Raw genomic sequence first — 26,847 nt, 5'->3', positions numbered from 1 at the left:
GCCCTTGAGCGCGCTGCAGATTGGGCGCATAGCATAGCCATGCTGGCGGGGCCTGACCCGTCTCGATCCACTTTGGGGGTAAAATGGCGGCCAATCGCGAACGGAAATCCGGGTCAGCCCAGAACAGGCTTGACGGTCTCGAAAAAAAGCTGGTGGCTGCCTTTCGCGAGAGTGCGTTGCCCGGCGAAAATATCGGTTTTGACAAACAGGCCTGCGAGGAAGCCGCGCGGTTCACCTTGCGATCCGCCCAGGAACGTCGTGGCAGCGAAGCGAACCTGTCGCTGGAAAGCGTCAGCGGCCAGCATGACAACCGGCACTTGCGCCTCGCGATCGTCAATGACGACATGCCGTTTCTGGTGGATTCGGTTTGCGCGACGATTGCCGGTTTCGGCCTGACCATCGAACGGTTGATCCACCCGGTGGTTGCCGTGCGCCGCGATGCCGAAGGGCAGCTGATCGAGCTTGTCGAGCAGGCCCCCCCCGGTGAAAAGCGCGAATCGGTTATCTATATCGAGCTGGAGCGAACCGACGCCCGTGTCCGCCGGGAACTGGTGAAGGCGCTGCGCGCGAATCTCAAGGATGTCGCCGCGGCGGTGACCGACTGGCTGAAATTGCAGATCGTGCTGGGTGAGAATGCCGACGGTTTGCCCGAGGGAGAAGGGGCGACGCTGCTCCGCTGGTTCCTCGACCGCAACCTGACATTGCTCGGCCACGAAATGGTCGATACCAAGGGCGGCCGTACCGAGCGGCTCGGTCTGGCCCGGATGCGCCCGCAACCGATACTATCCGATGAAAGCAGGCGGCGCGCGTTCGAATGGTTTGAAAATGGCGGCAAGGCACCGCTGATTATCAAGTCCAACCAGCTGTCCACAGTGCATCGGCATGTGCTGATGGACCTGATCATCGTCCCGGTCAGGAAAAAGAACAAGATCACGGCGCTGTCGATCATCTCCGGCATGTGGACCAGCGCCGCGCTGGCCGCTTCTCCCGAGAATATTCCGGTGTTGCGAACCCAACTCACCCGGCTGTTCGACAAGTTTGAATTTTCGGTATCGGGCCACGCCGGGAAAAGCCTGACCCATGCGCTCACCTCTTTGCCGCATGATCTGCTGATCACCTTTGCACAGGATGATCTGGAGAAACTGGCGCTGATCTCGATGTCGCTGATCGATCGGCCGCGCCCCAAACTGCATAGCGTGATCTCGCCGCTCGCCCGCCATCTCTTCGCCTTTGTCTGGCTCCCGCGCGAGCAGCTTTCGACCGAACGCAGGCAGAATGTCGAGCAAATGCTGACGGAGGCAACCGGCGCAAAAATTCTGAGCTGGTCCAATACGCTTGAAGAGGGTGGAGTCTCTTCTCTGCGCTATACGCTCGACATGGGAGCCGACGGCAGAATTCCGGATCCCGATCTGCTCGACCAGCAACTTGAAAATATGGTCCGGGGCTGGAAGCCGGAAGTCGAGCGCAACCTGCGCGAAGCGGGTCAGGAAAACCGGGCCGCGGTTCTGGCGCAGCGCTATGCCAATTGCTTCCCGGGCACCTACCAGTCGACCTATGGTGCGCTGGAGGCGGCCAAGGATATCCTGCGTCTGTTCAAGCTGGAGCGCGGCGGGCAGCGTTCCACCCGGCTTTACCGCCTTGCCAGCGATGCCGACAATCTGCTGCGGCTGAAAATTTATCATCTGGGCGGTGCGCTGCCGCTGTCGGATGCAGTCCCGAAACTGGAAAACTTCGGCTTTATCGTGCGCGAATCGGTGCCGACTCCGCTGGACGATGGGCGTCTGGGTTTCATTCACGATTTCCTGCTCGAACTGCGGTCCGAGGAGCGCTGCGACCGTCTGATCGCCCGTGCCGATGAAATCGAGGCGGCCATCACCAATGTGCTCGACGGCGAGGCGGAAAATGATGCGTTCAACCAGCTGATCACGACCGCGGGAATCGATGCGCGCTCGACGGTGTGGATGCGGGCCTGGTTCCGCTATTTGCGACAGACGGGTCTCAGCTATGGTCTGAATACGGTTGTAGAAGCGCTGGCCGAAGCACCGGCCGTCACCGCTGCGATGATCACGATTTTCCGCGCTCTGCATGATCCGGATTTTGACGGTGATCGCGCGAAAGCAACCCAGTTGGCAACACGCGACATGGACGCAGCGCTGATCAGCGTACACGCCATTGACGATGACCGCATCCTGCGGCTGTTCCGCGCGGTCATTGAATCGATATTGCGGACCAATGCGTTTGCCTATCAGGCCGGCGAAGCTCTGGCCTTCAAGATCGAGAGCGCCAGGATTCCGGAACTGCCGGCGCCGGTGCCGTGGCGCGAGATATTTGTCTACAGTCCGCGGGTCGAAGGTATACATTTGCGGGCCGGGCCGGTGGCCCGTGGCGGCCTGCGCTGGTCCGACCGGCGCGACGATTTCCGCACCGAAATACTGGGCCTGATGAAAGCCCAGCGGGTGAAGAATGCAGTCATCGTGCCGACCGGCGCAAAGGGCGGCTTTTTTGCCAAGCAACTGCCCTCCGGCGATGACCGTGACGCGTTTCTCGCCGAAGGGGTGGAAGCCTATAAAATCTTCATCTCGGCCTTGTTGTCGCTGACCGACAATATCGTCGAGGGCAAGATCGTACCGCCGGCCAGAGTGCAGCGGCTCGACGAGGATGATCCCTATTTTGTCGTCGCGGCGGACAAGGGCACGGCAAGCTTCTCCGATATCGCCAACCAGATCGCTATTGATCGCGGTTTCTGGCTCGGCGATGCTTTCGCTAGCGGCGGCAGCAACGGCTATGATCACAAGGCGATGGGGATTACCGCGCGTGGCGCCTGGGTTTCCGTCCAGCGTCATTTTGCTGAATCGGGAATCGATATCCAGAGCGAACCGGTCCGGGTGGTCGGGGTCGGCGACATGTCGGGCGACGTGTTCGGCAATGGCATGCTGCTTTCGAAGAGCCTGAAGATCGTGGCTGCCTTTGACCATCGGCATATATTTATCGACCCGGATCCCGATCCGGCGAAAAGCTGGATTGAGCGGAAAAGACTGTTCGACTTGCCGCGGTCCAGCTGGGAAGATTATGACAAGGAACTGATATCGGAAGGCGGCGGGGTATTTTCGCGCGGTTCGAAAACGATCAAGCTTTCCGACCAGGCCGCCAGAATGCTCGGTCTGGCCGAAGATATGGAGACAACACCGTCGAGGCTGATGGCAGCGATACTGGCATGCAATGCCGATCTTCTGTGGTTTGGCGGGATCGGTACCTATGTGAAAGCGGCGGCGGAAAATCATATCGAAGTCGGCGATCCGGCCAATGACAAGATTCGCGTCAATGCCGAACAATTGCGTGTGAAGGTTATCGGCGAGGGAGCCAACTTGGGTATCACACAGGCCGCGCGTATCGCCTTTGCCGCGGGCGGCGGGCGGATCAATACGGACTTTATCGATAATAGCGCCGGCGTCGATTGCTCCGACAACGAGGTCAATATCAAGATTGCCCTCAATGCGGAACTGGCAAGCGGCAATCTGCAGCCCGCGGCGCGAAACAAGCTGCTCAAATCGATGACCGATGATGTCGGCGCGCTGGTGCTGGAAGACAACCGGTTACAGGCTCTGGGCCTGTCCATCGCCGAAATGGGGGGAGCGAAATCCTTGCCATCCTATGTCCGCCTGATCGAGCAGTTCGAGGAACAGGGTCAGTTGAACCGGACGGTGGAAGGGCTGGCCAGTAACGAGGACCTGATCCGCCGCGGCCAGGAAAACCGGGGCCTCTATCGGCCGGAGCTGGCGGTGCTGATATCCACTGCCAAGCTTGCTCTGCAGGATGCGATTGAAAATAGCGACCTGGGGGATGACCCGGGGCTGGACAGCGAATTGCTGCAGGCCTTTCCGCCGGCAATGCAGGAAGGCCATCGCGAAGCCATTCTCAGCCATCAGTTGCGCCGCGAGATCATAGCCACAAAACTGGCCAACCGAATGATCAACCGGCTCGGGCTGATCGACCCGTTCGAACTGGCCGAGGAAGAAGGCTGCACCTTGGGCGAGGTCGCGCGGGCCTTTGTCATGGCAGAACGTCTGTTCCACGCCGACCGGCTGTGGCACGCGCTGGAGGTAGCGGAGATTGCGGAAGATATCCGGATCACGCTGTTTGACCGGCTTGCCTATGTCCTGCGCTCGCATATGGCGGATCTGATGCGGATCGGCGTTTCGGATGACCGGATTGACGATACCGTCGAAATGCTGGCGCCCGGCGTGACCCTGCTCAACGAAAATGTCGAAAGCCTGATAACCGCGGAAGGCCGCTTGCAGGCGTCACGTCAGGTGAAGCTGCTGGTCGAGGCGGGGGCCACTTCGGAGATCGCCGGCAAGATCGCCAATATCTACAAGAATGACGGCGCGGCCGGTATCGCCTATCTGGCCCATAGCCGGGATATTGATGCGCTGGAGGTTGCCACGGCCTTTACCGGTCTCGGCAGTCAGCTTGGCCTGGACTGGGCGCAGATGACCGCGACCCGGATCAATCCGTCCGATCCCTGGGACCGCCTGCTCGTCGCCGGCCTGGCCCGTGATTTCCAGCAGATGCGGCTCGATTTTCTGCGCCGTACCCGCGGCAAGGACATGCAGCAATTCGTCGACAGCTGGGCGGAACGCAATATCGCCCGGGTGGCGCAGTTCCGCAAGATCATGGACCGGGCGCAGCAGACGCCGAAGCCGTCGATTGCGATGCTGGCGCAGATTGCCGGACAGGCGCGCCTTCTGCTTTCGCGCTAGATCCAGTAGCCCAGCGTGTGCAGGGACAGGCCGACCAGCCCGCCAACCAGCGTGCCGTTCACGCGGATAAATTGCAGATCGCGGCCGACCGCATTTTCGACCCGGTCGGTAATCGTCTGCGTGTCCCAGCCGCGTATCGTTTCGGACACCAGCTTGACGATATTGTCGCCATAGCTGTCGACAACACCGATCACCGCCCGCCGCCCGAAACGATTGATCTGCCGGTTGAGCTGCTTGTCCTGCTGCAGGCTGTTGCCCAGCTGGATCAGCGCATCGCCAAACTGACCGGCCATAGCCGCATCGGGATCACGTGCTGATCGCAAGAGCGCTTCCCTGCCTTGTTCCCAGATGCCGTCGAGCCATGAGGCAATCGCCGGATTCTCGATCATCTCGAGCTTCCATTCATTGACCTTTTCGCGCAGGTCCGGATCATTTTGCAATTCGCGGGCCAGCTGCTCGAGGCTTTCCTCGGTTTTCGCCCGGACCGGATGATGGGGATCGGCCGCCATGTCCGCCATCAGCTTGTAGAGGCCATCCAGCACCTCGTTGGCAACCCGGTCGTCCAGACCCGTCCAGCGCATCACCGCATTGGCACGGTCGGTAACGATTTTACGGATCACCGCCTCGTTGGTGTCCAGCGTTCGATAGGCCCAGCGAATGCTCGAATCGATCAGCGGTCCGTGCCGGTTTTCCGCCATGACCGCGGCCAGAATCTGACCCATGGGTGTCGCAATATCGAGTCCGACCGCCTGTTTCTTGACTGCGCCCTTGAACATCGTGCCCAGCCGGTCTTTGTCGAGCGAGGCAATGGCGTCGCCCAAAAGTCGTGACGCGCCGAATTTCAGTCGGCCTTCGCCGCCACTTGGCGATTGCAGAAAGCGGCCGATGCCACTGGCAAGGTCGACATGGCGCATGCGTTGCGCGACCAGACGGGAAATGAGGAAATTATCCTTGAGGAAATTGGCAAGCGTGTCACCGATGCGATCCTTGTTGCGCGGAATGATTGCGGTGTGCGGTATCGGCAGGCCCATGGGATGGCGGAACAGGGCGGTGACGGCAAACCAGTCGGCCAGCCCGCCAACCATCGCGGCTTCGGCAAAGGCGCGCACGAACCCGAGAGCGGGATGCACCGCTTCATAGCTTTTGGCGGCAAAATAGATGATCGCCATCACCACCAGCATGCCGGTGGCGATGATCTTCATATCCCGGCCGGCATTGCCCGCTTTGGTAGCGGGGTTGATTCCGCCGCTGCTGCTCTGAGACGATATCGGCTTCACTCGGCGGGCTGAACCTCTGCCCCGGGCCGGTCATGCCGGTCGTCGCCGGTCTTGTACGTTAGCAGCCGGTTGCGGAGCCATGGACCCGCGCGGCGTTCGAACCCGTCCGCCAGGCTGAATCCGGCCGGTACGATAACTAGCGTCAGCAAGGTTGAAACGATCAGGCCACCGATCACGACAACCCCCATTGGCGCGCGCCAGGCGCCGTCGCCGGACAGGGAGAGAGCGGTGGGTACCATACCCGCCGTCATGGCGACTGTGGTCATCACAATCGGCTGGGCACGTTTGTGCCCGGCATCCATGATCGCTTCGAATTTGGGCACGCCTTTCTGCATTTCCTCGATCGCAAAGTCGATCAGCAGGATCGAATTCTTACTGACGATACCCAATAGCATGAGCACCCCGATCAAGACCGGCATGGATAGCGACAGACCCCAGAGCCACACGAGGAATATGCCACCGAGCGGCGCAAGTGCCAGCGAGCCCATATTGACCAGCGGCGACATCACCCGCTTGTAAAGCAGGACCAGCGTCGCAAAGACCAGCAAGATACCGGAAATCAGGGCGATCATGAAATTTACCGCCAGTTCGGCCTGCCATTCGTCCTCGCCAAATGCCTCGTTGGAGACGCCGGTCGGCAGGTCTTTCATGATCGGCAGGTCGAAGATCTGTTCCATCGCCTCGCCCTTGATCACATCCGGTGCCAGATCCGCTCCGACAAAGGTCCGCCGGTTCTGGTTATAGCGCTGGATCGAGGTAGGCCCGGAGCCGAAGCTCACCTTGGCTACCCGGCTGAGCGGCACGGTGCCGCCACTGGCAATCGGAATCGGCAGGTTCTGGATGGTGGTCAGATCGTTACGCGATTCGAGCGGCAACATGACGCGGATCGGAATCTGCCGGTCCGAAAGGGAGAATTTCGCGGCGTTCTGGTCGATCTCCCCGAGTGTGGCAATGCGGATTGTCTGGCTGAGTGTGGCGGTGGTGACGCCGAGCTGGGACGCCAGATCGAGATAGGGCGTGATGATGATTTCCGGCCGGCTCAGGTCGGCCGCGATCCGCGGAGCGCGGACCAGTTTGATATCTTTCATCTGTTCGACCAATTGCGCCGCTGTGGCATCGAGCAATTCCGGATCAGAGCCCGTCAGCATGATTGAAATATCCCGGCCGGTTCCACCGCCACCGCTCTGCGATTGGAAGGAAATCCTGGCATCGGGAATTTTTTGAAGTTCCGGCAGCAAGCCGCGTTCGAATTCGATCGAGGTTTTGCTCCGGTCCTTTTTGAGAGATACGAACACCGTGGCATTGGTCTCGCGTACCCGTGTCAAGGCCCGGTCGACTTCCGGCTGTGCATACATCAGTTCGGACACTCTATCGGCGATTTTTTCGGTCTGCTCCAGAGTGGTGCCAGGAACGACTTCGATCTCGACCCGGCTCGTATCCTGATCCGTGACCGGCTGAAACTCCTGCGGGGTGATAGCGAAGAGAATCACGGTCAGGACGAAGGCTATTATCCCGACGCCCATCATCCACATCCGGTGATCATGGGCGCGTGCCCGGAAACGGCCGGAACGATAGGCGTACCAGTCGGCAAAACGACCGCCGATGACCCCCGAAAGAATTCTGAACAGGAAGGCCACGAAATATCCGGCAAGCCCGCCCACAGCAATGCCGGCAGCGAGACTGAGAAGGGCCCGGAGAAGGTCACTGGGTATCAGCGCCTCCAGCAGTCCGTTCAGCAGGAAACCCACCGCGAAGGCTGGAGCCAGGAATGCGACAACGATCAGGGTGAACATCACGAAGCCCCACAGATATTGCCACCAGGCGGCTTTGGCCGGCACAAGATTTTCCCGGATGCGGTCGGCTTCGCTGCGGTCGAGAACCCATTGCAGCAGTCGCATATAGCGATCCATCCAGATGCCTTCGCCATGCTCCGCATGGCCCTTGGCCTTCAGGAAATAGGCTGCGATCATCGGCGTGATCATACGCGCAACTGCCAGGCTCATCAGAACCGAGACAACGACCGTAATACCGAAATTCTTGAAAAACTGGCCGGATATTCCGGGCATCAAGCCAACCGGCAGGAAGACGGCGACGATGCAGAAAGAAGTCGCAACCACGGCAAGGCCGATTTCATCGGCGGCGTCGATCGACGCCTGATAGGCGGTTTTTCCCATGCGCATATGGCGCACGATATTCTCGATCTCCACAATAGCGTCATCAACAAGCACACCGGCCACCAGACCCAGTGCCAGAAGAGAGAGGAAGTTGAGATTGAATCCGAGCAGATCCATGAACCAGAAAGTGGGGATTGCCGACAGGGGGATGGCAATGGCCGAAATGACCGTAGCGCGCCAGTCGCGCAGAAAGATGAAGACCACAACCACCGCCAATATGGCACCCTCGATCATCGCAAGCATCGAACTTCTATATTGCGATTTTGTATAATCGACGCTGGTGCCCAGCGGAATGAACTCGATCCCCGGATTTTCGGCCTCGATTTTGTCCATGATTTCGATCGCTGCATCGTAGACCGTGACGTCGGAAGCACCGCGTGCCCGTTCCATGGAGAAATTGACAACCTCCACGCCCTTGACTTTGCTGATCGAACTGCGCTCGCCGAAGGAGTCGCTAACCTCCGCGACATCGCTCAGCTTGATGACCTGACCGTTGGGTAGTGCAATCTGGGTTTGCGACAATTCATAGGCATCGTCGGCATTGCCGAGAACGCGGACCGACTGGCGGGTACCTCCGACCTCCGCGCGACCACCGGCGGCATTGATATTTACCTGGCGCAGCACGCTGTTGATCTGATTGGCGGTCACGCCGAGCGCCTGCATCCGGTCGGGCTTCAAAATCACACGGATTTCACGGTCGACGCCGCCAAAGCGGCTGACCTCTGCCATACCATTGACGGTAAGCAATCGTTTGGCGACTGTATCATCGACGAACCAGCTCAGCTGTTCGACTGTCATGTCATCGGCTTTAACCGCAAAATAACCGATCGGTCCACCAGCGACGTCGACCTTGGATATCTGTGGCTCCAGAATGCCGTCGGGCAGCGATCCGCGGACCTGGTCGACGGCATTTTTTACTTCGTTGACACTGTCGTTGACATCCGCGCCAATTTCAAATTCTACAAAGGTGCTGCTGCTGCCTTCGCTGGCCGTCGAGCTGATATTCTTGACACCGCTGATCGACCGGACCGCTGCCTCGACCCTTTGGGTGATCTGGTTCTCGATTTCCGTCGGAGCGGCACCGGGCTGCGAAATTCGGACAGAAACAGCCGGAAATTCAACGTCCGGATTGTTGACCACATCCATCCGGTTGAAACTGAGCAGACCGGCAAGGAGCAAGGCCACAAACAGCACCATTGGCACGACCGGATTGCGGGTGCTCCAGGCTGAAATATTGCGAAGATTCATCGGTCAGGCCTCAGTTTCGCGCACTGGATCCAGCGCCGTTCGCATTTTTCTGAACGACGGTTCGAACGGTTTCGCCAGAACTCAGGAAGCCACCTGCACGGAGCACGACTTTCTCATTGCCGGTCAGCCCGGAGATGATAGATATTCCGGCGCTTGATACCGAACCGACAACCACATCGCGCCGCACGGCCTTGTTGTCCGTGTCGATGATATAGACGAAGCTGCCGTCGCTATCGTTCTGTAATGCGGATTCCGGTATAACAGCGGCGTCCGATGTGCCGCTCTGTATGCGCGCGCTGGCGAAGCCACCGGGTCGCAAGGCGCTGTCATAGCCCAGCGCGATGCGGGCAACGCCCTGGCGCGATTGCGGGTCAATGGTCGGAGATATCTGCCAGATTTGTCCAGTAAGAAGCTTGTCCGTTCCAATCGGCGTGACCTCTGTCTTGGTGCCGATCGTAACCGTGGCCAGGTCGCTCTCGCCGAGCAGCGCCTGCAATTCCATCTCGCCATTTTGTGCCATCCGGAACAGGGTACCGCTGCCCTGTATAACAGTCTGGCCCGGTTCGACATTCCGTTCCAGAACCAGTCCGGCCTTGGGGGCGACGATGTTCAGCCGCCCATTGCGCGCACGAACCTCGTTAAATTGTGCCTGCGCCATGCGCAAACGTGCGGCGGCGGAATCGCGGGTTGCGGTCAGCCGGTCGATATCCGCCTTTGAAATAAAGCCGCGGTCGACCAGCTTTTCCGCGCGATCGAGATTGGCCTGCGCCAGATTGAGATCGGCGCGCGACACGCCGACTGACGCTTCGAGGCTTGCCGCCTGCTGAGACTGGACCGACTGGTCGATGCTCGCCATGATCTGGCCCTGTTTAACCCAGTCGCCAGCGTCGACATAGACATTTGTTACGCGTCCGCCTTCACCGACGACACTGACCTCTATCTCCCGTCGTGCCGCCAGCGTGCCGGTTGCGTTGATGGTCCGCACAACCTGTTGCTTGCCGGGGCTCATGACCGATACCATCGGTGCCTGGCTCGCGCCGTCATCCTCGACTGCTCCGCCGGCGAAATAATTATAGGCAATATAGGCCAGCAACAGCGCCACGATCACGGCGACTGCAATGATCAGCCGCTTGCGATTGGTGTCGCGCATTTCGACATTTTCAAGCGTTGCAACATCGTCGCTGGGGATGGTGGATTCATAGTTCATTTTTTTACTCTTCAGGCGGGGCCCTTATCGCAATTTAATTGTGCAATACACAAAAGAATCGCTGATTCTCCAGTCTGTCCGCATTTATATTTGCTGTGTTACATGAATAATGCACCAGCAGCAAGCCGGAACAGGTTTCGGCCCGACATTCAAGCCCCGGTTCGACCAACGATCAATATGATCGTACGAAAGGGGCGATTCGTGAAAGAACCGGCCCCTTGCGTTTCAGAATGCCCTGCTGAAGAGGGAGGTTAGCGTACCCTGCCACGCTGGATAAGATTGAGGATCAGCAACAGAACAATCGCACCGACAAAAGCCGTGAGCAGACCGGCGATCGAAAATTCCTGGATGCTGCCGCCAAAGCCGAAATAGCGGCCGACGAAATTGCCGATTACCGAACCGATGATGCCGACGACGATATTCCAGAAGACGCCCATGGATGCATCGCGCCCCATGACCATGCTGGCCAGCCAGCCCGCAATACCGCCTACGATCAATGCAATAATCCAACCCATATGTTCCTCCTGATCTGATACGCTTATAAATTCTGTATATCTGCGAATACAGTTACATAGCTGATTATCGCCTGAACTTGAAGGAATAAAAAAGGGCCGCCGGAACATGTCCGGCCGCCCTGATCAATATATCCTGTACGGGATGCAGTTACGAAGGGATGCGATCAATATTTCTGCTGGCGCTCGTAAAGGTCCCGGTAGTGCTGGATCCGAGTGACGCGCAGTCCCGGCATGCCGGACCGGTCAACAGCGCGCTGCCAGGACGCAAATTCTTCCAGCGACAGATCGTAGCGGTCGCAAACTTCATCTACAGTCAGCAGGCCGCCGTTCACCGCCGCGACGACTTCTGCCTTGCGGCGGACTACCCATCGAGTCGTACCGGGTTTCGGCAAATCGTCAATGGTGAGTGGTTCGCCAAGGGGCCCGACAACTTGCGCTGGTTTTATTTTCTGGTTTTCAATCATACTACCCTCAATTTTGCCTTGCGGCATTTTACCTCGTTCCCGTTCCGTCTGGCCTTCGTAGCGGGAGAGTTTTTCGATTACCTGAACTGCCAAGGTAAACGTCACGTTTATAATTTTACTACTCTTGCATTCTATCGCTTCCCTGCTGTGCTAGATCAGGCCGAAAACTACCGGTCCTGAACAAAGTTGTCCCCCCGAATCCGCTTTTGTCAGAACGGGATTGTCCGGCAAAAAAAGCCATCCGGTCATCCATGAAAGAGGCGTGAAGCGCAGACTTTGCCTTTCCGGAATTCCGCTTGGCCGCGACAAATTTCCGCGCCGACTGGCTGGACGCCTGCCTCGCTATGGCCTTGGCAAGAAGGGCCTGATGATCCGTACGCTGTCCGGTACCATCGCGACCTTCATCCAGCACCGGCCATTCGGTGCCTTTGTGGGGGAAGTTCATTTCCATAAACGCCGGTCTAGCAGCGAAGATATAAACTTATGTAAAAGGGGTGTTTACGGGGCCTTAGGAGAAGTTAAGCAATCCTTCCTTGCATCGCGCCAATTCGTACCAAAATGGATCACGTCCGTGTCCGCAACGGTTATTGTTCGCTGTGCTGGCGCAAGCGGCGGGAATTCTCTAAGGGGTGCAGTTGTGATGAAGAACAATATAGACGGAAATTTCCAGCTCGGGGACGACCTCACGGGCAAGCGCATTGTAGTGGCGATGTCTGGCGGTGTGGATTCGAGCGTTGTCGCCGCCCTGGCTGCGCGCACCGGCGCCGAAACCATTGGCATTACGCTGCAGCTATATGATCAAGGCGAAGCGGTCGGACGCGTTGGCAGTTGCTGTGCCGGACAGGATATCCGCGATGCCCGTGCTGTGGCCGACCGTCTCGGCATAGCCCATTATGTTTTCGACCATGCCAGCCGGTTCAAGGATTCGGTGATGGATGTCTTTGCCGACGAATATATGTCCGGCCGGACACCAATTCCCTGCGTACAGTGCAATATGGGGGTCAAGTTTACCGACCTGCTGCAACTGTCCCGCGAGCTGGGCGCCGACTGTCTGGCAACCGGCCATTATGTGCGGCGGGTGGCTGGCCCGGATGGTGCCGAATTGCACCGGGCGCTCGATCCGGCACGGGACCAGAGCTATTTCCTGTTTGCGACAACGCAGGAGCAGCTGGAATATCTGCGTTTCCCGCTGGGCGATATGCCCAAGACGCAGGTGCGCGAAATAGCCCAGGACATGGGGCTCGCAGTCGCCTTCAAGCCCGACAGTCAGGATATCTGCTTCGTTCCCAATGGCGACTATGCCAGCGTCGTGCGCAAATTGCGTCCCGATGCCGACGATGATGGCGAGATTGTCCATATTGATGGCACGCTGATGGGGCGGCACAAAGGCCTCATTCATTATACCGTGGGCCAGCGCAAGGGACTGGAAATCGGTGGTCAGGCCGAACCGCTCTATGTTATCCGGCTGGAGCCGGAGGCAAAGCGTGTGATCGCCGGACCGAAATCTGCACTGGCGGTTGCCTCGGCCTCGCTCCGCGACATCAACTGGATTGGCGGCGATTATGCCGGTCCGGTAGAGGTAAAGGTGCGGTCGATGTCCAAGCCGACACTGGCGCGGCTGGAGGGCAACGAACTGAAGTTCCACAATCCGGAATTCGGTGTCGCTCCGGGGCAGGCAGCGGTTTTCTATCACAAGGATCGCGTGCTGGGCGGTGGCTGGATTGTAAGCACCGCTGCAGTCGAACAGCAATGGCTGGCTGGCGTCGAAGTCTAGCCTATTCCGCCTTGATCTGTTCGTCTGTCAGGATCACGCAGCCCCAGCCTTCCCGGAATTCTGCGGTTGCAGACTCTATCAACAATGCCGAGGCGGTCACTCTCCGGTGATCGTCATCCACGGTCAATCCGATTACTTCCATGCCGGGTTCGAAATCCTTGCGGCAATCGTCGATATCCCGGTCGCCTATATAATGGCACGAACAGGCCACCCGCGCGCCATAGGCGGTGCCGATATCCAGCTGCCCCTTGATGCTGCTGTAATTATAGGCGAGCACCGCGATCAGAACGAGCAGGAACAGCGCAGCGACATATAATGCAATGCGCAACTTGCCCGGCGGAGAGGAGGATGAGTCTTTTACGGTTGCCATGGCGGCTTCTATTGGTGCAACGACGGCCTATGCACAAGATTAAACTCGCCTTCATCCCGGCCCTTACGCTTGCCTTGTCTGCGTGCGGATCGGATGGTGATACTGTCAGCGCACCGCAAAAAAGTCCCGCGGAACTGGCCTATATTGCGGATAGCAGCCCTGTCGACAAGGCGCGGCTGGATGCGGTTGTCGCGCCGCTGTTCGAAGATCCGGCGATGGCGGAAACGCGGGCGTTTGTGTTGATGTATCAGGGCAGGATCATCGCCGAACGCTATGGTGAAGGCTATGATGAAGATACCCGGTTCATCAGCTGGTCAATGGCCAAAAGCTTTACCGGTGCCCTGATTGGCTTCTTGGTGGCAGACGGGCGGCTGGTGCTCGACGATCCCGCGCCTGTGCCCGCATGGCAAAGACCTGGTGATCCGCGCGGTGATATCACCTTGCGACATCTGCTCCATATGTCGTCCGGTCTGGACCATAGCGAAGTGCCGGAGGAGGGCGGGAAAACCGTCTTCGAAGCGGACACCAACCGTATGCTGTTTCTCGATGGCGCGCAGGATGCCGCCGCTTATGCGGAAGCGCGTCCGATGGAGGCAAGACCGGGCGAGAAATTTGAATATAGCACCGCGACCAGCATCATTCTGTCCGATATCATCGCGCGCACCCTGACCAAGAGTCCCGACCCGGAAGTGCGTCGTCACGATACATTGCGTTTCATCCGCGGTCGCTTGCTCGAGCCGCTGGGAATGGATTCGACCTATCCGGAATTCGGTCCCAACGGAACATTTCTCGGGGGCAGTTTCATCCATGCAACGGCCCGTGACTATGCAAAATTCGGAGAGTTTCTGCGCAACAATGGTGCCCGGAAAGGAGCTCAGCATTTGCCGGTAAGCTGGGTAAAGTTCATGAAAACGTCGTCCCAAAACGACCCGGCCTACGGCGGCCATCTCTGGCTTAACAAAAGGCGTCCCGAAGGCCGCAATCAGGTGCTGTTCCCCGACAATGGTCCGGACACCATCTTCGCCGCGCTCGGCCATCTCGGTCAGCAGATCGTCGTGTCGCCCGAACAGCAACTCACGGTGGTCCGGCTTGGCAAGACACAGGATGAAGACTTGGCCCCGATGAGCGCGCAGATCGGCCGGATAATGGCCCTTTTCCCCTATCGCAGCTAATATCTGCCACCGTCGGAAAGCTACAGGCGAAAGCTGCCTTCCACCACGGTCACGCAATTGCCGCCCAGCCAGGCCCGGTCGCCGTCCAGACGGCAGCGGACATAGCCGCCGCGCTGGCTGGCCTGATAAGCAGTAAAGCGATCGCGGCCCAACTGTCTGGCCCAGAAAGGTGTCAGTACTGCATGGGCTGAACCGGTTACGCTGTCTTCGTCAACCCCTCCGCCCGGAACGAAAACCCGGCTCAGCACGTCGCTGTTGTTGCCCGGCGCGGTGCAGATGAATTGCGCATTGCCCAAGGCGGCGAGCGCTTTCATATCCGGTATAAGGGCCAGCACATCCTCGGGATTTTCGTATCGGAGAACATGATAGCGTCCTTCGTGAAACTGGGTTTCGACCGGATTTCCGCCGATGATCGCGCCAATCTCGGGCATCTCCTGGGGTGCTGGGGGATAAGCCGGAAGGTCAAGCGCATAGCCGTCTCCCTCGCGCATCACGGTCAGGATGCCGGCCTTCCGTGTCCGGAACGTTACCTGTTGGCGATCAGGCTGTTGCGACAAGATTATATGCCCGCTGGCGAGCGTGGCATGGCCGCAAAGCGCGATTTCCAGCGTTGGGGTAAACCAGCGCAATTCATAATCTGCCTGGCCGCTCTGGTCGGGCAGGTAGAAGGCTGTTTCGGCAAAATTATTTTCTTCGCCAATGGCTTGCAGGACTGCATCGTCCTGCCAGCTTTCGAGCGGCATGACCGCTGCCTGATTGCCGGTGAAAGGGCGATCGGCAAATGCGTCGACATGATAATAAGGCAGGCTGGTCATGGGTAGAGCAGCCCCTCTGTCCAATTGTCTCCGTCGCGGACGAAGGTCAGTCGCTCGTGCAGCCGGTGGGCGCGGTCCTGCCAGAATTCGAATCGTACCGGCGTCAGGCAATAGCCCGACCAGTGTGGCGGGCGCGGGACATCGCCGCCCTCGAAGCGTTTGGTCATCTCGGCAAAACGCGCTTCGAAGGTCGCGCGGTCCGACAGCGGGCGGGACTGGTCCGATGCCCAGGCTCCAAGTTGCGAGTCCCGGCTGCGCGTTGCGAAATAGGCATCGGCCAGACTGTCGGCCACCGTTGCGATATGGCCCTCAATCCGGATCTGTCGCCGCAGGCTTTTCCAGTGAAACAGGATTGCGCCCTTGGGATTTTCCGCAATGTCGCCTGCCTTGCGACTCTGCTGATTGGTGTAGAAGACAAAGCCATCAGGGCCATGGCCCTTGAGCAGGACCATCCGTGCCGACGGCTGTCCACTGGCGTCGGTGGTGGCAATGGTCATTGCGTTGCTATCATTGAGCTCGGTGGTACGCGCCTCGGCATACCAGCTCTCGAACAGGGAAAAGGGGTCGGTCATGAGACGGCTTGTAACAGTCTGTCGCTCACCGGCAAACAAACAATATTTTGTTCGGCGACAAGGTTCTGATTTCTGCTATCAGCCAAATAAAAGGGGGGCTCATGGACTGGGAGCTGGTTTTTTCCGTTACCAATATCTACGCGCTGACGCTGTGGGTCATTCTGCTTCTGGCTCCGCGCGGGGCGGTGGTGATGACCGGGTTATTTTATGGTGGCATGGCCTTGCTCTCTGCAAGCTATGCGGTGGTCATGATACTGCTGATGGCCGGAATTGTTGACAGCGGCGCGGGAGCTGCGATGGACTTTTCCAGTCTTGCCGGTGTCCAGCAAACGCTGTCCAGCCCCGGCGGTGCCACCATCGGCTGGATCCATTATCTGGCCTTTGATTTGTTCGTCGGAATCTGGGTAGCGCGCAATGCGGACAAATACGGGTTTGCACGCTGGATACAGATACCTATCTTGCTGTTCGTACTGATGCTGGGGCCTCTGGGGCTGGTATTATATCTGCTTTTGCGTTTCACGCGTCACAGCAAGGTTGCAGATGCCGTCATACCCGAATAGGACACTAGTGTTGAAAATGAGTAGAAAATCCCAATCTCTGCGGGGTAAGGATTTGAAAAAGGGTAAGTAATGGTAGATCCCTATCAAGCATTGGGTGTCGCAAAAGGCGCAAGTGAAAAGGAAATCAAGAGCGCCTATCGCAAGCTGGCGAAGGAATTGCACCCGGACAGGAACAAGGATAATCCCAAGGCGACGGAGCGTTTCTCCGACGTCACCAAGGCCTATGATCTGTTGCTCGACAAGGACAAGCGCGCGCAATTTGATCGCGGAGAGATTGATGCAGAAGGCAATCCTACCGCTCCTTTCGGGTTCGGCGGCGGTGGCGGTTACCAGCGCGGACCAGCGGGCCAGCAACATGATTTCGGCAATGCCGGCGCTGATTTCGGCGATATTTTCGAAGGCCTGTTTGGCGGCGGTGGTGGCGCTGGTTCGCCCTTCGGCGGTCGCCAGCGCAGCGCGCCACCGCCCAAGGGCGCCAATGTTTCCTACCGGCTGAAGGTGGAATTTATTGCCGCCGCGACGTTGCAGAAACAGCGTATCACGCTGGAAGACGGCAAGACCATCGACCTCAGCCTGCCGAAAGGCGTCGAGGAAGGTACCCAGATGCGGCTCAGCGGCAAGGGGCGACAGGGGCCGGGCGGCAATGGTGACGCGATTGTCACCATTCACATCAATTCCCACCCCTTTTATGAGCGCGACGGCGATAATATCAGGCTGGAGCTGCCGATCAGTCTGAAAGAGGCGGTTGAAGGGGCGAAAGTCAAGGTGCCCACGGTGGACGGACCGGTGATGCTGTCCATTCCTGCCGGATCGAGTTCGGGCAAAACGCTGCGTCTGAAGAACAAGGGATTTTACAGCAAATCCGGTGTCCGCGGCAACCAGTTGGTGACCTTGATGATCACCCTGCCGGAAAAGGATGAAAAGCTCGCTGAATTTGTCAAGGACTGGGATCCGAAAGACAATCCGCGCGCCAGCATGGGTGTGTAGGTTTGAACCGGAATTCCCAGTCTGAACTGTCTCCCGAGGCCCGGCGGCAGGTCGGCGGGGGACCGGCAGCATCGGGGAAGCGAACCCGCGAGACGCTCGCCGAGGAAAGTGCAATCCGACGCGCGCTTATCATCGCCGAGCGTACCGCCGTGGGCGTCTATCATGACGGTTTCACCTTTGCCGGCAATTTCGCCTATATGTCGCTGCTTGCGGTATTTTCTTTCTTCATCGTTGCCGCTGCGATTGTTGGCGGTTTCGGCCAGACCGCGATCGGCATCGATTTTGTCGAGGCTTTTCTGGTCACCGTTCCGCCTTCGGTCGCGGGCGCGCTGCACGACCCGATCAATGACGCGATGACGGCGCGGACCGGTCCCTTGCTCTGGCTGAGCGCGATCGTCGGATTGTGGACCACCACCAGCCTGATCGAAACCATTCGCGAAATTCTCCACCGCGCTTACGGCGTCCAGGCGCAGCGGGCGTTCTGGGAATATCGCCTGACATCAATTGCGCTCATTCTGATTTCCGTATTTTTCGCGATGCTGGCGCTCAGCGCGCAATTTGTGGTGGCGGGTGTCAGCGAATTTCTGGGAACCTATTTCCCGGCCATCGAAAGCGATGCACTCTGGCTGTCGCTGTCCAGCGCCGTTCCGTTTCTGATGCTGTTCACAACGCTCTATCTTCTGTTCCGGCTGCTGACGCCCCGGCAATATCGGCCGCGGCAATATCCCAAATGGCCGGGCGCCGTGTTCATCAGCGGATGGTGGCTCCTGATCACCGGACTTTTGCCGGTTTTCCTCAAATATGCTGCAAACTACCAGCTCACCTATGGCAGCCTTGCCGGGGTCGTGATCACCTTGATTTTTTTCTATCTTGTCGGTCTCGGAATGGTAATCGGAGCAGAGATAAACGCCGCGCTGGCCGAACGGCCCTCCAGAATCGGACAGGACGAATGATACGCTGGAAAATCATTCGGATAGCGTTTATCAGCGGCGATTATCGGAATTCAGGAGACCATGGCGATGAGTGATTTAATGAAAGGCAAGCGAGGCTTGATCATGGGGCTTGCCAACAACAAGTCTCTGGCCTGGGGTATCGCGCAGCGTTTGGCCGCCGATGGCGCCGAGCTGGCTATCAGCTATCAGGGCGACGTGATGGCCAAACGGGTCAAGCCGCTGGCCGAAGAACTGGGCTGTGATTTCCTGCTCGATTGCGACGTTAGCGACATGGACCAGCTCGACGCGACATTTGCCGAAATCGAGAAGCGCTGGGGCAAGCTGGATTTCGTCGTTCACGCGATTGGCTTCACCAACAAGGAAGCGCTGCGCGGCAAATATTTCGATGTCACACTGGACGATTTCCTGATGACCATGAATATCAGCGTTTACAGCTTCACCGCCGTCGCCAAGCGCGCCGCGGCGCTGATGAGCGCGGGTGGGTCCATGTTGACCTTGTCTTATTACGGCGCCGAGAAGGTTATTCCGCATTATAATGTCATGGGCGTGGCCAAATCCGCGCTGGAGACCTCGGTCAAATATCTGGCCAATGATGTTGGTCCTGACGGCATAAGGGTGAACGCGATTTCCGCCGGTCCGATCAAGACGCTGGCCGCTTCCGGCATTGGCGACTTCCGCTATATCCTGAAATGGAACGAGCATAACTCGCCGCTCCGGCGCAACGTGACCATCGATGATGTGGGCGCGTCGGCTCTCTATTTCCTGTCCGATCTTTCTGCTGGCGTCACCGGTGAAACCCATCATGTCGATGCCGGCTATCATACCGTCGGTATGAAGCAGGAAGATGCGCCGGATATCGCGCTGGATTGATGAATGCCGATGTCCGGGCAATGGGGATCGGATGCAGAATAAGTCTTTAAACGCGGAGAGCGACTTTTGAGTTTTAACACCTTCGGCCACGCCTTTCGCTTTTCCACTTGGGGAGAAAGCCACGGACCTGCGCTCGGCGCGGTTGTTGACGGCTGCCCGCCTGGTCTGGAACTGAGCGAGGCTGATGTGCAACCCTTTCTAGACGCACGGCGGCCCGGCCAGTCGAAATATACGACGCAACGGCAGGAGCCGGATCAGGTCAAAATTCTCTCCGGAATCTTCGAAGGAAAAACCACCGGCACGCCTATTTCGCTGATGATCGAGAATGTCGATCAACGGTCCAAGGACTATAGCGAAGTCGCCAAAGCTTACCGCCCCGGTCATGCCGACTATGCCTATGACCAGAAATACGGCTTTCGCGACTATCGCGGCGGTGGCCGGTCCAGCGCACGGGAAACGGCAGCACGGGTTGCGGCCGGTGCCGTGGCGCGGCTGGTGATTCCGGAAGTCACGATCCGCGCATGGGTGGCCGAAATCGGCGGCGACGCCATTGATCCGGCGAATTTTGATGCTGATGAAATCGGCAATAACCCGTTTTTCTGCCCCGACCCGGTTGCAGCCAAACGCTGGGAATCTCTGGTCGATGGTGCCCGCAAGGACGGCAGCAGCCTCGGCGCGATCATCGCCTGCGAGGCGACCGGCGTTCCCGCCGGCTGGGGCGCGCCCATCTATGCCAAGCTGGACAGCGAGATTGCCGCGGCGATGATGACGATCAACGCGACCAAGGGCGTGGAAATTGGCGACGGCTTCGCCGCAGCACGCTTGCGCGGCGAGGAAAATGCCGATGCCATGCGGCCCGGAGCCGATGGCCCGGAATTTCTCGCCAACCATAGTGGCGGTACGGCGGGTGGTATTTCCACCGGGCAACCGGTTTTCTGCCGTGTGGCGTTCAAGCCGACCAGCTCCATATTGACGCCTGTTCCCACGATCTCTCCGGAAGGAGAAGCGACCGAAATATCGACCAAGGGTCGTCATGATCCTTGCGTCGGCATTCGCGGCGTGCCCGTCGTCGAGGCGATGATGGCATTGGTTCTTGCGGATCAGAAAATGATGCATAGGGCGCAATGCGGATGACATATATTCCGGAACCAGCTGCCATGCCCTTGGCACCTTTTGGCTCGCTGTACCGTGCAGACGGCTGGTCCTGATCCATGATCGACCTCATTCTTCACGTCATTGATGAATATATTCAGGCCAACAAGGCCGTCATCGGCCTCGTGATTCTCGGCTTCCTGTTTGCCGGGTTCATCATGGAGCGCTTTCCCGCCGCAGTGGTTGCTGTGCTCGGCGCCTGCATGTTCCTGTTCCTCGGGATCATCGATTCCGATGGTCTTTTTTCGGTCTTCTCCAACACGGCGCCGATCACGATTGCCGCGATGTTCATCCTGTCTGGGGCTCTGCTGCGCACTGGCACAATCGATGCCATAGCCGGATTCATCATCAAGCGCGCCAAGCGGCATCCGAAGCTGGCGGTCGCGGAAATGTTTCTGGGGGCCTTTGTCGCTTCCGCCTTCATGAACAACACGCCGGTGGTGATTGTTCTGATCCCGATCATCCTGCGCTTGTCGCGGGCCACCGGTTTCTCGTCCAAGAAACTGCTCATCCCGCTGAGCTTCATCTGCATATTGGGCGGTACGACCACGCTGATCGGCACGTCGACCAACCTGATTGTGGATGCCGTTGCCCGGGACCAGGGGCTCGCAGGGTTCGGGATTTTCGAGATCACCCCCTATGGCCTGATCGCTGCTGTGGCCGGCACCGTGATGATGGTTCTGTTCAGCAGCTGGCTGCTGCCCGGTGGCGAGGTTAAGGGCCAGTTTGACAGTAGCGATGAAAGCGCCTTTCTCACCGAATTGACGGTGCGCAACAGGGCGTCGGTGATCGACAAGAAACTTGCTGCCGTAGCCGAGCTGCGCCGGGCGGGGATCGAAGTCACGGCCGTCAAGCGGCTGAGCAGCTATATTCGTCATGATCTGGATCATCACGAGTTGCAGGCGGGCGACCGGATCGTGGTGCAACTGGATCTTGCCGAGCTGATTTCGCTGCGGGAATCGGAGGATTTCAAGGTCGGCATAGTCCACAAGGGCGATGCCGGGCCGCTGGGCGAGGAACTGGTCGAAGCCACGGTGGCGCCGAGCCATCCCAGCATCGGCAACCGGCTTTATGACATCCCCTTCCTGTCGCAGCTTAATGTCCGCATATTGGGCATGACCCGCTATCGCAATCTGCCGCGGTCCGACCTGACCAACGCCCGCATCCACGCCGCGGACCGGCTGCTGGTGACCGGGTCCAGCGAAGATATCCATCGCATGTACCAGAACCCCAATCTGTTCGGGGTGGGCCAGACCAAGATCCGCGCCTTCCGCCGGGACCGGGCGCCCATTGCCATCGGTGCTTTGCTTGCCGTGGTGGTACTGGCCGCCTTCAATGTCATTTCGCTGGCTGTCGCCGCCATTCTCGCGGTTGGTGCGATCCTGCTGGCGCGTTGTATCGATGCGGAAGAGGCCTGGGGATCGATCGACGGCAATGTGCTGGTTTTGATATTCGGGATGCTCGCCGTGGGGCTCGGCTTGCAGCAGGCCGGCAGCGTTGACCTCATCGTTTCCGAACTGACGCCCTATTTGCGGGAAGTACCGCCATGGGGGCTGGTTTTCGCGATCTATGTGCTGTCCGTCATCATGACCGAGATTGTGACCAACAATGCGGTCGCGATCATTATCACGCCCATTGCGATTGCGCTGGGAAATGACCTGGGCGTCGATCCCCGTCCGCTGGTGATCGCGGTCATGTTTGCCGCTTCCGCCAGCTTTGCCACGCCGATCGGTTATCAGACCAATACGCTGGTCTACGCTGCGGGCAATTACCGTTTCACCGATTTCTTCAAGGCGGGCATCCCGCTGACCTTTGGCGTCGGCCTGTCGACCTGCCTGGCAATCAGCTTCTGGATGTAGTTTGCCCCTAAAGGCTTGCCGCGCCCCGCAGCGGTCGATAGGCATGGGGGATAGAATTTCGGGGGACAATCGCATGTTGGCATTCTGGTTCAAGATACCGCTCTGGCAGCGTGTGATCGCGGCGCTTGTGCTCGGCGTCATCACCGGCCTGGTCTGGGGGCCGGAATCGGAAACGATCAAATGGATCGGCGATTTCTTCATCAAGGCGATCAAGATGCTGGTCGTCCCGCTGATCTTCTTCTCGCTGGTGGCGGGTGTTGCGGCGCTTGGTGATCTCAAGAAACTGGGCAGTGTCGGCGGGCGGGCGATGATCCTGTTCGTCATCACCGGCCAGATCGCCGCATGGCTTGGCCTCGCACTCGGCACATTTTTCCAGCCCGGCAATGGTGTGGACACAAGTGCTATCGAGAAAGGCGAGACACCGGTCCCCAATGAAACAACCGCGATTGACATGATCCTGTCGATTGTTCCGGACAGTCCGGTGCAGGTGATGGCCGATGTCCGCGTCCTGCCGCTGATCGTCTTTGCCTTGCTGATCGGTATCGGTATCTTGATGGCCAAGGAAGACGGCAAGCCGCTCGCCAAGATCTTCGATAGCGGCGCTATCGTCATGCAGAAAGTCACGATGATCGTGATGGAATTGACGCCATTTGGCGTGTTCGCGCTGATGGCCTGGGTCGCGGGTACATTGGGCATAGATGCACTGCTCTCGCTGGCCCAACTGGTCGGGCTCAATTATCTCGGCTGCCTGCTGATCATCGGGATTGTCTATTCGGGGATGATCAAATTTGTCGCCAAACTGCCACCGATCGATTTCTTTCGCGGTATCGTTGACGCGATCGCGGTCAGCTATTCGACCGCTTCTTCCAACGCGACCTTGCCGGTGACGTTGCGCTGCGTCGAACGCAATCTGGGTGTCCGCAATTCGGTGGCCAGCTTTGTCGTCTCGCTGGGCGCTACGATCAACATGAACGGTACCGCTATGTATCTCGGCCTCGCGACCTTGTTCGGCGCGCAGATATTCGGCGTCGACCTCACCTGGGGCGATTATTTCCTGATCTCGATTACCTCCACGCTAGGCGCGGTGGGCGCGGCGGGGATCCCCGGTGCGGGATTGATCATGATGGCGCTGGTCTTCGGCAGCGTCGGCGTGCCGCTGGAAACGATCGCCTTTGTCGCCGGTGTCGACCGGATCATGGACATGATGCGGACGACCACCAATGTCTCGGGCGATGCCGCGGTAGCGGTGACGGTGGCCTCGATGACCGGCGAGATCGACCGCGAGGAAATGATCTCTGCGGACGATGTTTAACGCATATTCCCGCTGGTTCTCTATATCGGAAGTATGTGAGTTGAGATGACTCTAAAAGCTGGGACAAGCATATATAGCAAGGCTAAGCGCCACATGATGGTCGTGCTCATTTCGATGCCGCTGATCATGTGGATTATCCCGGGTACGCTGGGTTCACTCGGTTGGTCATGGAATGAAATTTCCCTGATCCGGTTCCTATTAGCGGTTGCTTGGCTGTTAATTGGAGGAATCAGTTCACTGCTGTTATCGTGCCCAAAATGTGGAAAGTCCCTGTTTCTGCGGGGAATGTAAAGCGTTCCCTGGCCTGAAAAAATATGCAGCAAATGCGGGAATGATCTGACAATAATGGCTAAATAGGACTGATATTAGTCCGCGAACGGATCGGTCACCAAAATTGTATCGTCCCGCTCCGGTGAAGTGCTCACCAGGGCAACCGGGCACTGGATCAGTTCCTCGACCCGCTTGATATATTTGATCGCTTGCGCCGGCAGATCGGCCCAGCTGCGCGCGCCGGCGGTGGATTCGCTCCAACCTTCCATGGCCTCGTAGACCGGCTGCACCGCCGCCTGGTCCTGATGGTGGGGCGGCAGATAATCATAGGTCACACCATCCAGCTGGTAGCCCACGCAGATTTTCAGTTCCTTGAAACCGTCGAGCACGTCGAGCTTGGTCAACGCGATGCCATGGACGCCAGAGACGGCCAGGGCCTGCCGCACCAATATGGCGTCGAACCAGCCGCAGCGCCGCTGCCGGCCGGTGTTGGTGCCGAATTCATGGCCGCGCTCGCCGAGCCGCTGGCCGATTTCGTCGTCCAGTTCGGTCGGGAAGGGCCCGGAGCCGACGCGGGTTGTATAGGCCTTGGTGATCCCGAGGACATAGCCGGTGCCGGAGGGACCAATGCCGGAGCCGCCTGCAGCGGTGCCCGAAATCGTGTTGGAACTGGTGACAAAGGGATAGGTGCCGTGATCGACATCCAGCAAGACGCCCTGCGCGCCTTCGAACAGGATGCGCTTCCCGTCGCGCCGCGCTTCGTTGAGCCGCTTCCAGACCGGCTGGGCATATTGCAACACACTGTCGGCAATTTCCTTCAGGTCATTAAGCAGCCGTTCGCGATCCACAGGCGGTTCACCGAAGCCGGCACGGAGCGCGTCGTGATGCGCGCACAGCCGGTCGAGCTGCGGCCCCAGGTCGTCGAGATGGGCGAGATCGCAAACGCGGATCGCGCGGCGGCCGACCTTGTCTTCGTAGGCCGGACCAATGCCGCGGCGGGTGGTGCCGATCTTGCCCTTGCCGCTGGCGTCTTCGCGCATGGCGTCGAGATCGCGGTGGATCGGCAGGATCAGCGGGCAGGTTTCGGCGATGCCGAAATTGTCGGTGTTGATCGCGACGCCCTGACCGGTCAGTTTCTCGATCTCGTCGCGCAGATGCCAGGGATCGAGCACGACGCCATTGCCGATAATCGACAGGGCGCCACGGACGATGCCGGAGGGCAGCAGCGAAAGCTTGTAAACCGCGCCATCGACGACCAGCGTATGGCCGGCGTTATGGCCGCCCTGAAAGCGGACCACGACATCGGCGCGTTCGGATAGCCAGTCGACAATCTTGCCCTTGCCTTCATCACCCCATTGTGCGCCGATTACCGTTACATTGGCCATTGAATCACTTTCTTATACTGGTTCCGGCTGGTCGCCGTTTAGAATATGGGAACATCCAAGCGCCTCGGCCTGGTCCTTGTCCGACAGCGCCGCCACTGTCCGCCAGCCCGTCTGCCGCAAATGTGCCGCGAGCTGCTTGTCATGGCCAATCGGCAGAAAAATCTGCTCGCTGGCCTTCGCGCCAAATCCGGCGTCGATCAGCGGATTGGGATAGAGCGAGAAGCCGACTGCGGCTTCTGTATCGCCGTCCGGGTGCACGATTTCATAACTGCCACCGCGGCCCAGAGCGCCGATGAAACTGTCGGCATAGAGGGTGAAGCCGAACCAGTTCTGATATTCGAAACCGTGCCGTTCGGTCGGGTCGAGCGTGAGGCTGGCCTTGCCCTTGATGCTTGCGGCAATCCGGGAAATGCCGTCCAGCCGCGAACCCAGCAGGCCGTCGCTGTCAAAGTCCCGCATTTTGGCCATTGCTTCATCGAACGGTCCGGTCGCTTCGATCAGTGGCAGATAACCGGTTGCGCCGATGCTGTTCAGCCCGCCGGCATCTTTCATGTCCAGTTCGTTCCGGACCTCGGCAATCTGGATTTCATTGAGGGGCAAGGGGCCATCGGCCAGAATATCGATCAAATCGGGAAGGGTGAAGTCGATGGTAATGCCGGAAACACCTGCCCGTTCGAGCGCTTCGATCGCAACGGAGACAATCTCGCTGGCGGCAATAACGCTGTCATTGCCGATCAACTCTGCGCCAATTTGCAGCCGGCTGCGTTCCGGCTGCAATTGTCCCGAGCGCAATTTCAATACCTGTCCGGAATAGCCGAGCCGGAGCGGCCGGGGACGGTTGGCCAGACTGGTCGTGGCAATCCGGCCGATCTGCATGGTCATGTCGGGACGCAGTGCCAAGGTGCGCTGCGAAATCGGATCGACAAAGCGCATCAGATCGCTTCGCGAGGCGCCCTGCATCCGGTCGGTCAGGCCATCCTCATATTCGACAAGCGGCGGGGTTACCCGCGCATAGCCGTGGCTGGCGAGCGTATCGAGCACATCGCGTTCCAGTCGCGATGCCGCCTCGGCATAAGGCGGCAGTGCGTCGTGAAATCCTTCGGGCAAGAGATTCGATGGTTTTCGCATGGCCCTGCTCCATAGCCCAAGCA

Annotated in this window: 20 protein-coding genes; 10 read left to right on the top strand and 10 right to left on the bottom strand. The window is 58.8% G+C overall.

All coding sequences use genetic code 11. The annotated features are described in order from the left end of the window. Positions 1-83 precede the first annotated feature (83 nt). Positions 84-4,760, top strand: a complete 4,677-nt coding sequence (locus BOSE62_RS11235) for an NAD-glutamate dehydrogenase (protein WP_159646163.1) — start codon at positions 84-86, stop codon at positions 4,758-4,760. Here the strand turns inward: BOSE62_RS11235 and BOSE62_RS11230 are convergent. The 5 genes from BOSE62_RS11230 to sciP form a co-directional block, all read right to left on the bottom strand. Then, positions 4,757-5,962, bottom strand: a complete 1,206-nt coding sequence (locus BOSE62_RS11230; RefSeq protein WP_159648018.1) for a DUF445 domain-containing protein — start codon at positions 5,960-5,962, stop codon at positions 4,757-4,759. The genes BOSE62_RS11235 and BOSE62_RS11230 overlap by 4 nt on opposite strands. A 71-nt stretch (positions 5,963-6,033) precedes the next feature. Continuing rightward, positions 6,034-9,459, bottom strand: coding sequence for an efflux RND transporter permease subunit (locus BOSE62_RS11225; RefSeq protein ID WP_159646160.1), 3,426 nt, complete (start codon positions 9,457-9,459; stop codon positions 6,034-6,036). Positions 9,460-9,469: 10 nt separating this feature from the next. Further along, the gene (locus BOSE62_RS11220; RefSeq protein WP_159646157.1) at positions 9,470-10,666 is read right to left on the bottom strand and encodes an efflux RND transporter periplasmic adaptor subunit; all 1,197 of its coding nucleotides are present in this window, start codon (positions 10,664-10,666) and stop codon (positions 9,470-9,472) included. Between the two features lie 251 nt (positions 10,667-10,917). After that, complete coding sequence (locus BOSE62_RS11215; protein WP_159646154.1) at positions 10,918-11,181, bottom strand: GlsB/YeaQ/YmgE family stress response membrane protein; 264 nt, start codon at positions 11,179-11,181, stop codon at positions 10,918-10,920. A gap of 164 nt (positions 11,182-11,345) precedes the next feature. After that, positions 11,346-11,645 carry a CtrA inhibitor SciP gene (gene sciP / locus BOSE62_RS11210; RefSeq protein ID WP_089133443.1) on the bottom strand — a complete coding sequence of 100 codons (300 nt, stop codon included), beginning with the start codon at positions 11,643-11,645 and terminating at the stop codon, positions 11,346-11,348. 640 nt (positions 11,646-12,285) lie between these two features. Here sciP and mnmA point away from each other — a divergent pair. Next, the gene (gene mnmA / locus BOSE62_RS11205; protein WP_201295663.1) at positions 12,286-13,419 is read left to right on the top strand and encodes a tRNA 2-thiouridine(34) synthase MnmA; all 1,134 of its coding nucleotides are present in this window, start codon (positions 12,286-12,288) and stop codon (positions 13,417-13,419) included. Position 13,420: 1 nt separating this feature from the next. Here mnmA and BOSE62_RS11200 read toward each other — a convergent pair whose 3' ends face one another. Further along, complete coding sequence (locus BOSE62_RS11200; protein ID WP_159646151.1) at positions 13,421-13,789, bottom strand: hypothetical protein; 369 nt, start codon at positions 13,787-13,789, stop codon at positions 13,421-13,423. A gap of 29 nt (positions 13,790-13,818) precedes the next feature. Here BOSE62_RS11200 and BOSE62_RS11195 point away from each other — a divergent pair, with 29 nt between their 5' ends. After that, positions 13,819-14,961, top strand: coding sequence for a serine hydrolase domain-containing protein (locus BOSE62_RS11195; RefSeq protein ID WP_159646148.1), 1,143 nt, complete (start codon positions 13,819-13,821; stop codon positions 14,959-14,961). A gap of 20 nt (positions 14,962-14,981) precedes the next feature. Here BOSE62_RS11195 and BOSE62_RS11190 read toward each other — a convergent pair whose 3' ends face one another. Together BOSE62_RS11190 and pdxH are read right to left on the bottom strand one after the other, a co-directional pair. Next, positions 14,982-15,776, bottom strand: coding sequence for a PhzF family phenazine biosynthesis protein (locus tag BOSE62_RS11190; RefSeq protein ID WP_159646145.1), 795 nt, complete (start codon positions 15,774-15,776; stop codon positions 14,982-14,984). Continuing rightward, complete coding sequence (gene pdxH, locus BOSE62_RS11185) at positions 15,773-16,348, bottom strand: pyridoxamine 5'-phosphate oxidase (protein WP_159646142.1); 576 nt, start codon at positions 16,346-16,348, stop codon at positions 15,773-15,775. The genes BOSE62_RS11190 and pdxH overlap by 4 nt, the downstream gene beginning before the upstream one ends. A gap of 101 nt (positions 16,349-16,449) precedes the next feature. Between pdxH and BOSE62_RS11180 the strand changes: the two genes are divergently transcribed. The 7 genes from BOSE62_RS11180 to BOSE62_RS11150 all read left to right on the top strand — a co-directional run bounded on the left by BOSE62_RS11180 (position 16,450) and on the right by BOSE62_RS11150 (position 24,041). Beyond that, complete coding sequence (locus BOSE62_RS11180; protein WP_159646139.1) at positions 16,450-16,908, top strand: ABA4-like family protein; 459 nt, start codon at positions 16,450-16,452, stop codon at positions 16,906-16,908. Positions 16,909-16,977: 69 nt separating this feature from the next. Further along, positions 16,978-17,895: a DnaJ C-terminal domain-containing protein gene (locus BOSE62_RS11175; protein ID WP_159646136.1), complete on the top strand. Its 918-nt coding sequence runs from the start codon at positions 16,978-16,980 to the stop codon at positions 17,893-17,895. Positions 17,896-17,897: 2 nt separating this feature from the next. Then, positions 17,898-18,848 (top strand): YihY/virulence factor BrkB family protein, encoded by a 951-nt coding sequence (locus BOSE62_RS11170; RefSeq protein WP_159646133.1) that lies wholly within the window; start codon positions 17,898-17,900, stop codon positions 18,846-18,848. 66 nt (positions 18,849-18,914) lie between these two features. Beyond that, positions 18,915-19,718 carry an enoyl-ACP reductase FabI gene (gene fabI / locus BOSE62_RS11165; protein WP_159646130.1) on the top strand — a complete coding sequence of 268 codons (804 nt, stop codon included), beginning with the start codon at positions 18,915-18,917 and terminating at the stop codon, positions 19,716-19,718. Positions 19,719-19,784: 66 nt separating this feature from the next. After that, positions 19,785-20,852 carry a chorismate synthase gene (gene aroC, locus BOSE62_RS11160; protein WP_159646127.1) on the top strand — a complete coding sequence of 356 codons (1,068 nt, stop codon included), beginning with the start codon at positions 19,785-19,787 and terminating at the stop codon, positions 20,850-20,852. Positions 20,853-20,929: 77 nt separating this feature from the next. Further along, positions 20,930-22,729, top strand: coding sequence for an SLC13 family permease (locus BOSE62_RS11155; RefSeq protein WP_159646124.1), 1,800 nt, complete (start codon positions 20,930-20,932; stop codon positions 22,727-22,729). Between the two features lie 73 nt (positions 22,730-22,802). Further along, complete coding sequence (locus BOSE62_RS11150) at positions 22,803-24,041, top strand: dicarboxylate/amino acid:cation symporter (RefSeq protein ID WP_159646121.1); 1,239 nt, start codon at positions 22,803-22,805, stop codon at positions 24,039-24,041. 365 nt (positions 24,042-24,406) lie between these two features. Here BOSE62_RS11150 and BOSE62_RS11145 read toward each other — a convergent pair whose 3' ends face one another. Further along, a complete protein-coding gene (locus tag BOSE62_RS11145) occupies positions 24,407-25,696 on the bottom strand; it encodes an adenylosuccinate synthase (RefSeq protein WP_159646118.1) in 1,290 nt (429 codons plus the stop codon). A gap of 12 nt (positions 25,697-25,708) precedes the next feature. Continuing rightward, a complete protein-coding gene (locus BOSE62_RS11140; protein WP_159646115.1) occupies positions 25,709-26,824 on the bottom strand; it encodes an ATP phosphoribosyltransferase regulatory subunit in 1,116 nt (371 codons plus the stop codon). Between the last annotated feature and the right edge of the window lie 23 nt (positions 26,825-26,847).

The organism is Sphingorhabdus sp. 109 (genome assembly GCF_902506555.1).
Classification (GTDB): domain Bacteria; phylum Pseudomonadota; class Alphaproteobacteria; order Sphingomonadales; family Sphingomonadaceae; genus Parasphingorhabdus.
Note: the sequence above shows the minus strand (reverse complement) of the source record. Positions and strands in the feature narration are given on the sequence as shown.